The organism is Polaromonas sp. P1_F2, from assembly GCF_056405735.1.
Map to the genome: position 1 here is coordinate 212,989 of NZ_JBFUBN010000005.1, position 14,130 is coordinate 227,118.

Here is a 14,130-nt window from a genome sequence, read left to right on the forward strand (position 1 = left end):
CGGCCCGCCCCCCGGAAATCATGCAAACAACAATACAGTTCTCAAAAAATAGCCCTAAAGGTATTGAATTTCGATACCTGTTTACCGCCCTAGGGCCGCTTCAGCACCTCGGCCATACGCAGATTGAACAGGGCCGGATCCTCGATTTGCGGAATATGCCCGACGCCGGGGAGGACCCACAGCCTCGAGCCGGGGGCGAGTTGCTGCAGGGTCCGGGCCTGGGAAAGCGGCGTAATCGTGTCCTCCTGCCCCCAGACCAGCGTCAGCGGCACAGACAGCTTGCGAAAGCCTTCGGGCCTCTCGCTCATGGACTTTCCGCTTTCACCGCCGAACTGCTCGGCCCAGTCGCCCAGGCTGGCGCTGAAGCCGTCCAGGACAAAAGGCCGGCGATAAATCGCCGTGCGCGAGGGCGTGACGACTTCCTTGCGCGCCACGAACTTGCGCAGCCAGAATTCGCTGAACAGCGGTTGGGTTCCCACCGTGGCAATGAGCGCCGTGCGCAGCGGGCGGATGCCGAAAAGGCTTGCCGCCGCGCCGCCGCTTTTCGCCGGCGCGGGATGCTCCACCAGGCCGATCGCCGCATCGACAAGGATGAGATGGCGCACGCGGTCGGGCTGCAGCATGGCGGCTTCGGCCGCGGGCCCGCCGCCATAGGAGTGGCCCAGCAGCGTCACCGGGCCGAGCTTCAACGCGTCGATCAGGCCGATGATGCGGCGCGCCTGCGCGCCGCGGCTGTAATCGCGCGCGGCAGGCCGCGTGCTGAACCCGAACGGCGGCAGGTCTACCGCAATGACGCGGTAGCCGGCGGCGGCCATGGCCTGCACGTTCTGGTCCCAGGTGCCGCTCCAGGCGCCGGTGCCATGGGTCAGGACCAGCGGCGGCGCGGCCGGATCGCCGAACTCCTGCACGTAAAGCTCGACATCATGGGCATGCAGCCAGCGCCCTTGCGCGGGCGCGGCCTGGCGCGGGCTGCGCTCCTCGACCCACAGCATGCGCGCCCAGGAAAAAGCCACGACCAACAACAGGGAGGCCACCAGCACAACAAAAGCGCGCCAGGGGTAAAAAAACCAGCGGCGCGCCGGCTTCGGCTCGCGCCGCCTAGTAGTCAAAAATGTGCTCCACCTGCAGTTTGCCGGCTTGCCACCGGCGCAGCGACTCGGCCAGCTGCGCCACGGGCACCGTTAACACCACCCGCTGGATGCCGGGCCGCGTGAGGATGGGTTGCCTCAGCAGCGGCACGGCCGGGCTGGCGGGTTCCCAGTCGCCGGGCGCCAGCAGGCTGACCAGGATAAATGAATCATTGCCCGCGATCTCGCTGAAATTGACGCCTTGCGCCGCCATCGCCTGCGCATAGCCCATGAAAGCCTCATAGCGGGGAACGGTCAGCAAAGCCGAGCCGTCGAGTTTCGGCGACAGCACCTTGAGCGCCGGCAGCGCGGCGTCGGCCTGCGGCACCGGTTTGGCCACCACGGCCGTGACCGGCAAGGGCGCGTCGTAAATCGTCTGCGTGCCCAGCTTGATCAGCCGGGCATAAGCCGCCTTGACCGTGTATTCGGTCGTGAGCGCAAAGCGGCGCTCCCACTTGCGGACCATGTCCGGCCCCGTGAGCGGCACATCGCGCCAGAGAACCGCCAGCGCCTTGTCGAAGTCATACAGGTACCAGGGTTCCACACGGATGAACCTCACATAATCCTGCGCAACGCCGGCCGCATGCCTGTCCTCGGGTGTGGACCGCCCGCCCAGCGATTCGGCGAGCCGCCCGATAAGCGTTTCATATGCCGACTTGATCGCATACTCCACCGTCGTGCTGGTGCCTATCACCATGATCATCAGGTGGTAGCCGGCGTTGAGCTCAAGCCCCCGGCGGCGCGTCTCGTCAAAGACGGCCTTGTAGCTTTCCCAGAACTGGCCGATATGGCCGTAAAAAGGAAAGCGGCTGGGTGCGCTGGCGCCTATGAACTCGCCGTATTCGTAAGGGCTGAAGACCAGAAACCACTCGGGGTAAGTGAGCAGCGTCTGCTCGACGCCGCGCACGTGCTCGGCCCCCGCTGCCGGCGCCGGGCCGGCGGCCGGCGCCACACCGGCCAGCGCGGCGAAGGCGCCCGCAAGCGCGAGATTGCGCAGCCAGCGCCTCATGCGCCGGCCCCGCCGGTTTTGGTGAACGCCAGCAGCACGTTGTCGGAAGGATCGTGGGCCTGCAGCTCGCGCTTGCCGCTGTCCCGCAAGCCGCGTTCGCCGAGGTAAGCCACCCACTCGGCGACCGGCCGGAAGTAGCGCAGTTCACGCTGGTTGGCCTCCCATGCGCCGTTCAGGCCGGCATTGAAGACGGTGTGCACCAGCGAGACAAAGGTAAACATTTCGGGTGTCGTCACGTCATGGTCGCGCAGGATGAACATGCCGCCGGGTTTAAGCACACGTACGATGGAGCCGACAAATGCATCGAGCTTGTCCAGCGGGCAGTGGTGCAGGCCGATGTAGCAGGTCACCACGTCAACGCTGGCATCGGGAAGGCTCGCCGGCAGCGGGTCATAGTCGTTCATCGGCACGAAGCCGCCGATCTTGAACAGCCCACCGCGCTCGGCGATGTCAACCGGTGAGTTGGTGGGCGCCGCGTCATTCACCAGGGTAATGGGGCCGCTCACCTTGATCCGCTTTTTCAGTTCACTGATGTAGCGGCCGGTGGAGCCGATCTCCACATAACCGTCAATCTGCTTTTTCTCGCCCAGGAGCCGCTGGGTCTGGTCGGCCATTTCCTTCTTCTGCTTGAAGAGCGCCGGCAGCGCCAAGGTCAGGTCCGCCATGAAGGGCTTGATCTTCGGCAACTCGCGCTGGAGCCTGCGGTAAATGGCCTCATCGTTGTCGAGTTCGGCCGAGGTGTTCTTGATCAGCGTGTGAAACCGGTCCTCGGGATAAAGGCGGTAGATGTTCTGCAGGAACTTGTAAAAACCGTCGTGCCAGCGAGTGGCGCTGAAAACGGCGCGAAATTCCGAGGCGGATGGGGAGGTAGTCATGGAAGCCCTGTCGTTCAGGTGTTGGAGTCGTTCGATGTGGGGTTCAAGGTGGGCGCGTAGTATTTGTCCCAGAGCACATTGCGTAAGCGGAACTGCGGATCGAGCTTGCGTTTCAGCGCGAACAGCTCCTTTGCCCGCGGATAGGCGGCATGGAACTGCTCGGCCGTTGCATGCGGCTGGTAGGGCAGGTAGTAACTGCCGCCGACGCCGATGGCCGCATCAATCAGCTCACGCGTCCAGACCGAGACGCGGTTGATCGCGCTGTCCCGGGTGCGCTGCTTGTAATAAAGGACAAAGGCAAAGGTCTCGCCCCTGGCCCAGGCCAGCAAGGTCCCGGGATCGGGCCGCGCATGCCGCACCGACACATTGAGCGCGTTGACACGATAGCGCTGCAGGATTTCCGCCATCATCGGCACGAAGTCGTCAAAACGTTCCACCGGGATGAAGTACTCCTGCAGCACATAGGTGGTGTGCTTGCGCGAAGCCGGCTCAAGCTCCGCCACGTCGTAGCCCGCCTCGAAGTTGCGCCAGTGCACTTTGCGAAAAAGGTAAAGGAGGGGATCGATCAGGTATTCGCGGCGCCATTTCCCCAGGGGGGTTTCGGTCACGGCCCACACGAAATAGCGGTTCACGGGATAGGTTTCGCCGCCTTGCTGCAAACGCCTGGGCTCGGTGGCGGCTTCGTCGGTGCGCGCCCAGGTGACCGAACGCACCTTGCGGTAGTGGGGCGGGTAAAGGTCGGCATTGTGGAAAACCGCGTCCTGAAAGTACCTGACCTTGGCCTTGAAATGGCTGATGTATTCAGCCGCGCTCATCTTGCGGGCCAGGCGCTTGACCTTGGTGTTGTCCGCGAGGTCCAGCTCGGCCTCGACGATCACCGCCACACCGCCGTAGCCGCCGATCACGGCATAAAAAAGTTCGGGGTTGACGGAAGGCGAGGCATCCTGCACGCTGCCGTCGGCCAGCACCACCCGAATCTCCCGCACCGACATCACCACCGCGCCCAGGCCCATGTAGCGGCCATGGCAGTTCACGCTGAGCGCGCCGCCGACCGTAAAGTTGGCATAGGTCTGCATGATCTTCACGGCCAGGTCGTGCGGATCGACGAAGCGCTGGATGTCGCACCAGCGAATGCCGGCCTGCACGCGAATGACCTTGTCCTGCGGAAAGAAGGCGATCACCTGGTTCATGTCCCGCATGTCCAGGTGCAGGCTGCCCGGGCTGGCGGTCTGGCCGCCCATGCTGAAATGCCCGCCGCCCACGGAAAGCGGCCCGTCGGTGCGGCGGATGGCGTCGGCCACATCGGCCACGGTTTTTGGCTTGCTGATGGCCCAGACCGCCACCGGGTTCAAGCCGGTGACGTCGTTGACGATCAATGTGTTTTGCTGCATCCCCCGCTCCCTTTTTTTCTGGACCCTAGCGCACCACCAGGTAGTCGCCGCGTGCCTGCAGCGGGTCCGGTCCCCAGCGGTTGCCATCGGGAACACCGCGCCTGAGCGCAAGCTGCCAGACCAGCCAAAGCGCCCCCAGCACGGGAACGGCAACCAGCAACAGCCACCAACCGGCGTAATTGCGGTCATGCAGCCGCCGGATGCAAATCAGCACCAGTGCCGCCAGCACCGGCAGGTTGATGACCCAGGTCAGGACACTCCCCGAGGAATTGCCGAGCGCGCTCCACACCAGGTAGAACACGCCCCAGGCGATGAGGCCGTGAAGCCAGAAGCCCCCGCGGGACAAACGCCCCCCTGCCTTGAAGAATTGCAGTGATTTCATGTATTTCCCTGATGCAGAAGTTGTGCCACCTGGGCCTGCAGGTCCTCGGGCGTCACTTTTCCAGCCGCCACAGGGGCGCCGACGTTGAGCCCCACACGGTTGAACAGTCCGCGGCGAAAAGGCTTGGCCATCGCGGTCCCGCTTTCAACGCGGCTGAAAAACGATCCCCAGAGATTGGTCAGCGCCATGGGCACGACCGGCACCTGCAGCCCGTCGCGCTCGGCGTTTTCCAGGATCTTCATGATGCCGCCCTTGAAGGCCTGGAGTTCGCCGTTTTTGGTGATGCCGCCTTCCGGGAAGATGGCCAGCAGGTCGCCGTCCCGCAGCACCTTGGCGGCCGCCTCGAAAGCCGCCTCGTACAGCGCCGGGTCTTCGGTGCGCGGTGCGATGGGGATGGCCTTGGCCAGGCGGAACAGCCAGCCCAGCACCGGCATTTTGAAGATGCGGTGGTCCATCACGAAATAGATGGGGCGCGGGCTGGCGGCCATCAGCAGCACCGGGTCGACAAAACTCACGTGGTTGCAGGTCAGCACGGCCGCGCCCTGCGCCGGGATGTTGTCGTCGCCGGTGATCTTGAAACGGTAAACCAGGCGCGAGGCGATGAGCGCGATGAAGCGCAGCAGGTACTCGGGCACCAGCATGAAGATGTAGAAGGCCACCACCGCATTGGCCAGGCCCACGAACAGGAAAATCTGCGGAATGCTGAAGCCGGCCTTGAGCAAGCCGCCGGCCAGGATGGCGCTGACGATCATGAACAGCGCGTTGAGAATATTGTTGGCCGCAATGATGCGGGCCCGGTGCGTGGGCTGGCTGCGCAGCTGGATCAGCGCATACATGGGCACGCTGTACAGGCCCGCGAACAGGCTCAGCAACGCGAGATCGATCATGACGCGCCAGTGCGCATGCTGCGACATGAATTCGCCCACGCTCATGATGGCCACGGCGGGCAAGCCGCGAGAGGCGAAATACAGGTCCACCGCGAACACGCTCATGCCGATGGCGCCCACCGGCACCAAGCCGATTTCAACGTGGCGCTTGCTGAGCACCTCGCAGAGCAGTGAGCCGGTGGCGATACCGATGGAGAACACCACCAGCAGCAGGGACGCCACCTGTTCGTTGCCGTGCAGCACTTCCTTGGCAAAGCTCGGGAACTGGCTCAAGAACACCGCGCCGAAAAACCACATCCAGCTGATGCCCAGCATGGAGCGGAACACCACCAGATTAGTACTGGCGAGCTTGAGGTTGCGCCAGGTTTCCGTGACCGGGTTCCAGTTGATCTTGAGATCCGGGTCGGTCGCGGGCGTGAGCGGAATGAACTGCGAGACCAGCCGGCCCACCAGGGCCAGGCCCACGCAGGCCATCGCCACGTAGTCAGGCCCGACCTGGGGCACGGCCACCATCAGCCCGCCCACGACCTGGCCCAGCAGGATGGCCACAAAAGTGCCCATCTCGACCATGCCGTTTCCGCCCGTCAGCTCGCGCTCGTTGAGCGCCTGCGGCAGGTAGGCGAACTTGACCGGGCCGAAGATCGTGGAATGCAGGCCCATCAGGAAGGTGCAGCCCAGCAGCACCGGCATCTGGACATTGGCGTTGCTGCTCATGAAACCGAAGGCCGCGATCAGCATGATCACCACTTCGAGGTTTTTGACGAAACGGATGACGCGCGTTTTTTCGAACTTGTCGGTCAGTTGCCCGCTGGTGGCCGAGAACAGCAAAAACGGCAGGATGAACAGCGCACCGATCACCAACCCGGCCATCGCGGGCTGCAGCCAGCTCACGCTGAGCTGGTAGGTCACCATCACGGTGAAGGCGAACTTGAAGAGGTTGTCGTTGGCCGCACCGGCGAACTGCGTCCAGAAAAAGGGCGCGAAGCGGCGCTGCTTAAGCAGCGCGAACTGGTTCGGGTGCCCCTGGACAGGCGGTGGCGACACCGGTGCGGCGCTATCAACACTCATGCTTGACTCCTCGTTTAGGTTGTTGTGCGGCGGGCTGCGCGCCGAGGCGACGGGCCCGCTCTTTTTCTGGCTACTGCACCGGATTCTGCCTTGCTTTCGCGGGCGGCCAGCAGGGCCGAGACCACGGGCCAGGCGGCGAAGGCGGCCACCACATGTTTGAGGCTGTGGCCCGACACCAGCTCGCCCGTCCATTCATAGACCGCGTGGTCGCCCAGCTCCAGCAGCTTGGCCAGCGCATAGATTGCGATCAACAGTGCCCAGCGGACCGGCAGTTCCCGTGCCTGTGCGGGCCGCAGGCAGGCAAAGCCCAGGATCAGCACCATGCCGCCTCCCTGCAGCACGGCCCAGGGCAGCATATTGCCGGTCAGCGCCCAGGCATGCACCGACAACGGCCCAAGCACCAGCACGGCCGTGGCCAGCGCCATCCCGGCGCGCGTGCTGACCGCCCGCATCGCCGCCAGGCCCAGCAAACCGGCGAACGCCAGCACCATGCCGCCGCGGTCCCAGGCCAGGCCGGCATCGCCGGGCTGCAGGTGGTAGGCCGCGGAGACCGCCGCCGTCACCCACAGGCCGCCGAAGAAAAGCCCCGCCGTGGCCGCTGCCGCGGCGCTGACGGCCCGCTCACGCACAGCCCGCAGCAGCGCCCAGATACCCACCATGCCCCACAAGGCGAAGGGCAGGTTGCTGATGACGTCCATCGCATGCGGCAGCCCGCCCCAGCTGCGCTGGTCGGCAAAGGCGTGGTAATGCGCGGACTGCGCCACCGAAGGCCCCAGCAACGCGGCCGCCAGCAGCAGAATGAAGACACCGGCGAGCGCGCATTCGCGGCGCCAGACCAGGGCAGCCGGCCGCGCGTGCCACGGGAGCGGCTCAACCCGGCGATGAAGAATGGAGGGGGTGGTCTGCATGCTGAAGCTCCTTGTCTATGGATGGGTGAGCCGCACTGTGCGGGGTGGGCCTGACTACGGCATCAAAATTCAGTGCGGTGGAGCCAATTCGAACTAAAAGTACCGATAATCGATACCCATGAGCACCACCGCCGATCTCGTCACCGTCCTCAAAAAAGAACTCAAGGCCGCGCGCATGACCTATGCCGACCTGGCCGCCAAGCTGGGCATGGCCGAGTCCAGCGTCAAGCGCATGCTGGCCAAGGGGGACATGCCGCTGTCGCGCATCGACGCGATCTGCCGCGCGCTCAAGCTCGACTTTGCCGACCTCGCCAGGCACATCGCCGACACGCAGCCGCTGCTGGCCGAACTGGCCGAGGCGCAGGAAAAAGCCGTGGTGGCCGACAAAAAGCTGCTGCTGACCGCCATCTGCGTGCTGTCGCAATGGACGCTGGAGCAGATCACCAGCAGCTACCGCCTCTCGGAAGCCGAGTGCATCAAATACCTCGCGCAGCTGGACCGCATCGGCATCATCGAACTCAAACCCCTGAACCGCTACCGGCTCAAGCTCGCCAAAACCTTTCGCTGGCGCCCGCACGGCCCGGTGATGGATTACTTCCGCGACAACGCCCTGCTCGACTATTTTTCAGGCGGCTTCGACGGCAACGGCGAAGGCCTGCTGCTGGTGCACGGCTCCATCAGCCGCGGCCTGGCGCCCTCTTTCCTGGAACGCATGCAGCGTGTGGCCCAGGATTTTGCCCAGCAGCACCAGACCGACCAGAAGCTGGGCGACAAGGACCGGGAGGGCTTCACCCTGTTGCTGGCCATGCGCAGCTGGGAATTTGAGGCTTTTGCCGTGCTCCGTCGATAGCACCCCCGTCCAGGCTCACTGCGTGTAGCCTGTTCCCCCTCAAGGGGGCGGCGCCTGTGGTCTGGCAAAGCCAGTCCTGCGGCCCCCACTTGCATGTCCATGCGCGGCAAATTGCATGCAATTACATTAGCTAACTAAGCAAATATCGCGTTTACTGCTAATATTCAGCGGTATGGGGCCGAGACAAGGCCTTTGTGCATGCAATTACCCCCGGAACCGCGATGAACCCCACCTCCCCCTATGTCGGCTTGCCCACCCCCGTGGCCGCCAACCTGACCGACACCAAGTATTTTTTCCAGGCGCTGGACAACTTCTCGCGCGTGATAGCGATACGCCCGGGGGACAGGGTGTTGATGCTGGCCGACCCCTTGCTGGACCCTCGCGTGATCGATGCGGTGATCGGCATCGCCAAATCACGCGGCGCCGAAGTGCGTATCTATATGGAGCCGAGCACGCAGGTGACGGCCGTGCCGGAAGAAGTGCATGCCATGCTGAAGAAAGCCACCTTTGTGGTGTCGACCTGGTTCTGCTCCATCCTGGACCCGCTGTGCATCAACCTGCGCCGCGGCGGCCAGCGCTGGATCAAGATCACTTATTTCCGCAATCTTGATTTGCTGCACACGCCGCAGGCTCGCTTTCCCGTCGACCTCATCGGCGAGATCATCCGCGGCACGGCCGCCCGCTACCCGACGGAAGGCGACTTCGACCTGCGCTTTACCGACCCGCGCGGCAGCGATTTCCGCATCAGCTTCACGCAGGAGATGCGCGCCAACCAGCTGGCCACGAATCGCTGGCGCGGCCAGATGACGGCCGAGGAAGACGGCTGCTATGTGCACTACCTGCCGACGCACGGCCCCAACCTCTGGGACCACAACTCGGTCAAGAACGACTTCAAGGCCGTGGTGCCCATGGCCGGCGTGCTGTACCCGCAGTGGGCGGTCGGTTTTGCCAAGCCCTTCGAGGAGAAAATCGCCGTGCGTTTTGAGGGCGACACGATTTCCTCGGTCGACGGCATCTCGGAAGAGGCGGTGATCCTGCGCGAGATGCTGGTGGGCGGCCGCATGATCGAAGGCGGCGGCTGCGGCTTCAATCCCAAGGCGCCGCGCCACACGGTCTACCCGGCCGGCTCGAACGCGCCCGGCGCGCTGCACTTCGGCATAGACCTGGCCCAGCCCAGCGACTACATACGCCGCGTGATGCCCGACTGGGAAGAGCCGCCGGTGCACATGGACCTGATCACGCTGGACGGCACCGTCACCGCCGGCGAACAGACCCTGATCAAGGACGGCTTTTTGTGCGCGCTGCGCGACCCGGCTGTGGTGGCGCTGGCGGCGCGCTATGGCGATCCTGTCGAATTACTGGAAGCCCAGGTTTTATAGCGCTGCACGGCTACTTCAAGCGGGGCCGCGGAACCGGCTTTGCCGGGCTGCAGGCGCCGTCCCCTGGAAGGGGAAAAGGCGCTACACGCAGTGAGCGTCCGATAGGGGTAAGCCTACTTTGCTGTGAATACCGTGAGCACACCGGTATAGCCGTAAAGGTGGTGGCGCGCGATTTCGCCGCCGGCAAAAAATCCGACCAGCGGCACATCGCCCAGCGCGCGCCGCACGATCTGCATCTCGGCGCTGGGCGCGCCGAAATGCGGGCCACCGCGGCCTGAACAACTCACGTAAACCGCGCCGGCGATGCGCCGCGCCGCATGCGGCGCCGCCTCGGCTTCCGATGCGCTCAAGGCGCTGGCGACTTCCAGCGTGACTTCCTCGGGCTCCAGTTCTTCCCGGATTTCGGCACAGACGCGGACCAGGTCGGCGCGCGCGGCTTCCATATTGCGTTCGCAGAAAGCCAACTTCATGCCCACGGCCGGCACTTCGGCGATCGCGATGCCGCGGCGTGCCGGATCCAGCCCTATCAGGTGGCGCACCCGCACCTCGGCGCCGAACTGGCCCGCGCGGCGCCCGGCGGCATGGGCAGCGCCGTCGTTGGGAATGTCGGCCGGTCGGCTCAGGCCGACCAGTGTGGTGCGCACCTTGGCCAGTGCCTCGCGCGGCTGGTCCAGCGACACATCCAGGTCCGCCAGCATGACGTCCAGGGCCGGCTTGCCGTCCAGTTCCGTCACCACATTGGATTCACAGGCGGTGATTTCATGGTCCGCCGAGACCGGCCGGCAGCCCTGGGTGATGCGCGACATCAGCGCCGCGCCTCGGCCGAAAGCCACGCCGCTCAGGCCGCCGCTGAACACCCCGCCTGCCGCCCCCTGGCCCTTGACGTTGCCATGCCCGCTGAGCGCGAACTGCAGTGTGCCGGAGCGGCTGGAGGCCAGGCCGCCGAACACATAACCGCTGTCGGTGCGCTCGGCCATCTCGGCGATCAGCTCGGCGACATCGGGCGTGCCGGCGTCGGCATGCACCAGCGCGGTGTGCGCCTTGAAGCGGCCGCTGCTGGCCGGCGGCAGCGGCGAAACGCCGGAAAACACCCGGTACTGGTCGTGCGGCAATTCGCAGAGCATCACCGTGAGGGCCGGCTCATCGAAGTATTCGACATTGTTGGAGGCGATGCCCACACCCACGGTGCCGCTCCAGTCGGTGACATCGGGCAGCTCGGCGCTCAAGTGGTCGAGGATGTCCTGCGCATGGGGCGCGTAGTGGTCGGTGATGTAGAGCAGCGCCAGCGTGGGCGACTTCGCATATCCGGGCAGCGCCAGGTAGGCGCGCAGCTGCGCGAGCACCAGGCCGGCCGCCATCTGCCATTGCGGATGGGTGGCGTGGCCGTAGGGGAAAAGCTTCATGGGGTTCCGGTGAAAAAGTCGATGGGAGCTTGATCGAAGGTGGGGAAACGTCAGCGTGAGGTTTTGCGCGCGGCCTTGCGCGCCGGGGCTTTGGGTTTCGTTTTGGCGGCGGGCTTGGCGGCGGTTTTACCGGCGGCCGGCGTGGGCCAGCCCTGGCTGCTGCGCAGCGCCGTGTTCATGGCCGCGCGCGCGCCGCCCGCCACGGTCTTGCCGGCCGTTTCGGCCATGTTGCGGGCCATGCCCGTGGCCATGCCGGTGGCGGTTTTCATCGCGTCCTTGGCCAGGCCCGTGGCCAGGCTCTTGGTGGTGTCCATCGCGGTCTTTTTGGCCGCATCCTTCATCGCATCGGTGGCGATTGCCTGGAACTGCTGGGTCAGCGCGCCCCACCACTGCATCGGGTCGACCACACCGGCCGGCGTGGCGGCGGTCGCTTTGGCCTTGGTAGCGGTGGACTTGGCGGCAGGCTTGCCCGTCCCAAAGCTCGTGGGCGGCACTTCCAGCCCCGAAAACGTCCTGGCCTTGTCGGCCACACGCTGCACACCGCCGGCCACGCTGTCGGCGACCTTGAGCTTGAAGGCATTGGCCACGTCGCCCATGTTGAAGTTCATGCCCTTGAGGGTGGCCAGCGTCATCTTCTGYACTTCCAGCGCCTGGATGGTGGCCTTGAGCGCCGTGGCGTTCTGGTCCAGCCAGAACTGCACGGCCTTGAGTTCCTCGATGCGTTTGTCGAGTTCCTCGACGTTGAGCGTGGGCGCCACCCAGTTGCCGAGGTTGGGCAGCTGCGGGATGTTCTGCGTGGCGCTGCCGGCCGCCTGCTTGGCCAGGTTCTGCAGAAAATCGAAGCCGGGCACCAGCTTGCCGAAACCGGGGAAAGAAGGATTGTCTGCGTCACTCATGAATGTCTCCTGGCATGTTGTGCATGATTGCGGCTAAGGGCGCGCGGCGGGGCGGCCCGGCTCGTATCTTCATTGTGCAACGCTGGGCCGGGACGTCAACCGCTTTTTGTTTCAGGCGTGCGGACGCGCCACGCGGCGAAGGCCCGTGCCGGCGAGAACGGCCTGATAAGCTTGGGGCATGGCCTATACCTTTGCCTCCGCCACGGTGCTGCTGCTGCTGATCACCGACCCTTTCGGAAACATCCCGATTTTTGTCAATGCCCTCAAAGGCGTGGCGCCCGAGCGGCGCATGTATGTCATCCTGCGCGAGGTGCTGATCGCCTTTTTGCTGTTGCTGGCCTTCATGTTCGTCGGCGACGGCTTCCTGCGCCTGATGAACCTCAGCGACCTGTCGCTGCAGATCGCCGGCGCCGTCGTCATGTTCCTGATCGCGCTGCGCATGATCTTCCCCTCGGACCAGCCCGAAGCCGCGCCGCTGCAGGGCGAGCCGCTGATCGTGCCCCTGGCCATTCCCGCGCTGGCCGGTCCCTCGGCGCTGGCCACCGTGATGCTGCTGGTGTCGCAGGCGCCGGCGCGCCGGCTTGAGTGGATTGCCGCGCTCTGCGTCACCATGGCCGTCTGCGCCGTGGTGCTGGTGCTGTCCGAGCGCATCCAGCGCGTGGCCGGCGACCGCGTCATGATGGCGTTTGAACGGCTCATGGGCCTGATCCTCGTGGCGATTTCGGTCGAGATGTTCTTGCGCGGCATACGGCTCTTCATCACCCAGACCGGGGCCGCCGCGTGAAGGCCGCACGCCACCTCGCCCTGCTGTGCGCCTGCCTCCTGGCGCCGGCTTGGGCGTATGCAGTGCAGGATTGCGAAGTCAATGGCGAAAGCGTCAATCCCAACCACGGCGGCACCACCGCCGGCAAGACCGGCCTCATGCGCTGCAAGGAGCGCGACTCCGGGCAGCTGGCGCGTGAGCAGGAGCTGCAAGGCGGCAAGTTCATGGGCCTGGTGCGGTACTACAAGGGCGGCAAGCTGCAGCGCGAGTACAGCGTAAACGAGCGCGGCAACCAGCATGGCCGCTCGCGCGACTTCGCGCCCGGCGGGCAGGTGCTGCGCGACAGCACCTACGACAATGGCAGCCAGATGGGCCTGGCGCGCAGCTTTCACGCCAACGGGCAACTGCAGCGCATCGTGTTTTACGGGCCGCGCGAGGGCGGCAGCATCGAGCAGGCCTACGCCGAGTTCAATGAAAGCGGCCAGTTGCAAGCCCTGCGCTGCGGCGACAAGCCCCTGCTGGCGCCGCCGGCCGACGATGCCTACTGGTGCGGTTTTTCGGGCCGCGCCTCGCAGCTTGAACTGTTCAGCGGCAAGGGCGTGCTCAAAGGGCGCAGCAGCTACCAGGCCGGCAAACGCATACGCCATGAGACGCTGGGCGAAGACGGCAAACCGGACTACCAGGAAGATATCACGGGCACCACACGCGTCGAACGCCATTACAACAACGCCGGCGTCAAGCGGCGCGAAATCCAGTGGCAGCTCGACGGCAAGAACTCCTTCCGGGAACGCGAGCAGGAGTTTGCCGACAGCGGCGCGTTGACCCGCGACAGGCGCTGGTCGGCCGGCAAACCCGTCAGCGACCAGAACTATTACCTCAACGGCCAGCCGCGCAGCAAGACCGAGTACGGCGGCGAAGGCGATACGGCCTGGCAGCAGACCACCGAGTTTTTCGACAACGGCAAAACCGCTTCGACCGGCCGCTTCAGCGCCTCCAACCGCTACCGGCAATTGCCGCTGGGCACGCACCAGCGCTTCAACGAGGCCGGCAAGCTGGTGGCTGAATCAAGCTACGACGAGCGCGGCCGCATCACGCGCGAGAAAAGCTGGGACGATGAAGGCAAGCTGCTGCGGGACGACGCTGTGTTCGAAGACGGGTCGCGCAAAGCCTACGCGAAATAACACCCACGCGG

At 65.1% G+C, this 14,130-nt stretch carries 13 protein-coding genes; 4 read left to right on the forward strand and 9 right to left on the reverse strand.

Features of this window, described 5'->3' with window-relative positions:
• Window positions 1-89: 89 nt before the first annotated feature.
• The 7 genes from AC1D0O_RS12595 to AC1D0O_RS12625 are packed head-to-tail and all read right to left on the reverse strand — an operon-like array spanning window position 90 to window position 7,647.
• Complete coding sequence (locus AC1D0O_RS12595) at window positions 90-1,109, reverse strand: alpha/beta fold hydrolase (RefSeq protein WP_477653853.1); 1,020 nt, start codon at window positions 1,107-1,109, stop codon at window positions 90-92.
• Window positions 1,099-2,136 (reverse strand): hypothetical protein, encoded by a 1,038-nt coding sequence (locus AC1D0O_RS12600; RefSeq protein WP_477653854.1) that lies wholly within the window; start codon window positions 2,134-2,136, stop codon window positions 1,099-1,101. The genes AC1D0O_RS12595 and AC1D0O_RS12600 overlap by 11 nt, the downstream gene beginning before the upstream one ends.
• Window positions 2,133-3,011: a methyltransferase domain-containing protein gene (locus AC1D0O_RS12605; protein WP_477653855.1), complete on the reverse strand. Its 879-nt coding sequence runs from the start codon at window positions 3,009-3,011 to the stop codon at window positions 2,133-2,135. Before AC1D0O_RS12605 ends, AC1D0O_RS12600 begins: the two co-directional genes overlap by 4 nt.
• Before the next feature lie 14 nt (window positions 3,012-3,025).
• Complete coding sequence (locus AC1D0O_RS12610; protein WP_477653856.1) at window positions 3,026-4,402, reverse strand: FAD-binding oxidoreductase; 1,377 nt, start codon at window positions 4,400-4,402, stop codon at window positions 3,026-3,028.
• Window positions 4,403-4,427: 25 nt separating this feature from the next.
• On the reverse strand, window positions 4,428-4,784 hold the full coding sequence (locus AC1D0O_RS12615) for a DUF805 domain-containing protein (protein ID WP_477653857.1): 357 nt from the start codon (window positions 4,782-4,784) through the stop codon (window positions 4,428-4,430).
• The gene (locus AC1D0O_RS12620; RefSeq protein WP_477653858.1) at window positions 4,781-6,739 is read right to left on the reverse strand and encodes an MFS transporter; all 1,959 of its coding nucleotides are present in this window, start codon (window positions 6,737-6,739) and stop codon (window positions 4,781-4,783) included. Before AC1D0O_RS12620 ends, AC1D0O_RS12615 begins: the two co-directional genes overlap by 4 nt.
• A gap of 14 nt (window positions 6,740-6,753) precedes the next feature.
• Complete coding sequence (locus tag AC1D0O_RS12625) at window positions 6,754-7,647, reverse strand: hypothetical protein (protein ID WP_477653859.1); 894 nt, start codon at window positions 7,645-7,647, stop codon at window positions 6,754-6,756.
• 118 nt (window positions 7,648-7,765) lie between these two features.
• Here AC1D0O_RS12625 and AC1D0O_RS12630 point away from each other — a divergent pair, with 118 nt between their 5' ends.
• Both AC1D0O_RS12630 and AC1D0O_RS12635 read left to right on the forward strand, forming a co-directional pair.
• Entirely contained in the window at window positions 7,766-8,497 is a 732-nt protein-coding gene (locus AC1D0O_RS12630) for a helix-turn-helix domain-containing protein (protein ID WP_477653860.1), read from the forward strand.
• A gap of 221 nt (window positions 8,498-8,718) precedes the next feature.
• On the forward strand, window positions 8,719-9,876 hold the full coding sequence (locus tag AC1D0O_RS12635; RefSeq protein WP_477653861.1) for a hypothetical protein: 1,158 nt from the start codon (window positions 8,719-8,721) through the stop codon (window positions 9,874-9,876).
• A gap of 113 nt (window positions 9,877-9,989) precedes the next feature.
• Here AC1D0O_RS12635 and AC1D0O_RS12640 read toward each other — a convergent pair whose 3' ends face one another.
• Both AC1D0O_RS12640 and AC1D0O_RS12645 read right to left on the reverse strand, forming a co-directional pair.
• On the reverse strand, window positions 9,990-11,279 hold the full coding sequence (locus tag AC1D0O_RS12640; protein ID WP_477653862.1) for an FIST signal transduction protein: 1,290 nt from the start codon (window positions 11,277-11,279) through the stop codon (window positions 9,990-9,992).
• A 50-nt stretch (window positions 11,280-11,329) separates the two neighbouring features.
• Window positions 11,330-12,175 carry a PhaM family polyhydroxyalkanoate granule multifunctional regulatory protein gene (locus tag AC1D0O_RS12645; protein WP_477653863.1) on the reverse strand — a complete coding sequence of 282 codons (846 nt, stop codon included), beginning with the start codon at window positions 12,173-12,175 and terminating at the stop codon, window positions 11,330-11,332.
• 178 nt (window positions 12,176-12,353) lie between these two features.
• Between AC1D0O_RS12645 and AC1D0O_RS12650 the strand changes: the two genes are divergently transcribed.
• Window positions 12,354-12,959 carry a MarC family protein gene (locus tag AC1D0O_RS12650; RefSeq protein WP_477653864.1) on the forward strand — a complete coding sequence of 202 codons (606 nt, stop codon included), beginning with the start codon at window positions 12,354-12,356 and terminating at the stop codon, window positions 12,957-12,959.
• A complete protein-coding gene (locus AC1D0O_RS12655; protein ID WP_477653865.1) occupies window positions 12,956-14,119 on the forward strand; it encodes a toxin-antitoxin system YwqK family antitoxin in 1,164 nt (387 codons plus the stop codon). Before AC1D0O_RS12650 ends, AC1D0O_RS12655 begins: the two co-directional genes overlap by 4 nt.
• Window positions 14,120-14,130 lie beyond the last annotated feature (11 nt).

What these genes read in the sequence shown, in the direction of transcription:
- AC1D0O_RS12620 (WP_477653858.1), bottom strand. Translation starts at nt 6,739, where the DNA reads ATGAGTGTTGATAGCGCCGCACCGGTGTCGCCACCGCCTGTCCAGGGG.
- AC1D0O_RS12615 (WP_477653857.1), bottom strand. Translation starts at nt 4,784, where the DNA reads ATGAAATCACTGCAATTCTTCAAGGCAGGGGGGCGTTTGTCCCGCGGG.
- AC1D0O_RS12605 (WP_477653855.1), bottom strand. Translation starts at nt 3,011, where the DNA reads ATGACTACCTCCCCATCCGCCTCGGAATTTCGCGCCGTTTTCAGCGCC.
- AC1D0O_RS12635 (WP_477653861.1), top strand. Translation starts at nt 8,719, where the DNA reads ATGAACCCCACCTCCCCCTATGTCGGCTTGCCCACCCCCGTGGCCGCC.
- AC1D0O_RS12650 (WP_477653864.1), top strand. Translation starts at nt 12,354, where the DNA reads ATGGCCTATACCTTTGCCTCCGCCACGGTGCTGCTGCTGCTGATCACC.
- AC1D0O_RS12610 (WP_477653856.1), bottom strand. Translation starts at nt 4,402, where the DNA reads ATGCAGCAAAACACATTGATCGTCAACGACGTCACCGGCTTGAACCCG.
- AC1D0O_RS12625 (WP_477653859.1), bottom strand. Translation starts at nt 7,647, where the DNA reads ATGCAGACCACCCCCTCCATTCTTCATCGCCGGGTTGAGCCGCTCCCG.
- AC1D0O_RS12600 (WP_477653854.1), bottom strand. Translation starts at nt 2,136, where the DNA reads ATGAGGCGCTGGCTGCGCAATCTCGCGCTTGCGGGCGCCTTCGCCGCG.
- AC1D0O_RS12630 (WP_477653860.1), top strand. Translation starts at nt 7,766, where the DNA reads ATGAGCACCACCGCCGATCTCGTCACCGTCCTCAAAAAAGAACTCAAG.
- AC1D0O_RS12640 (WP_477653862.1), bottom strand. Translation starts at nt 11,279, where the DNA reads ATGAAGCTTTTCCCCTACGGCCACGCCACCCATCCGCAATGGCAGATG.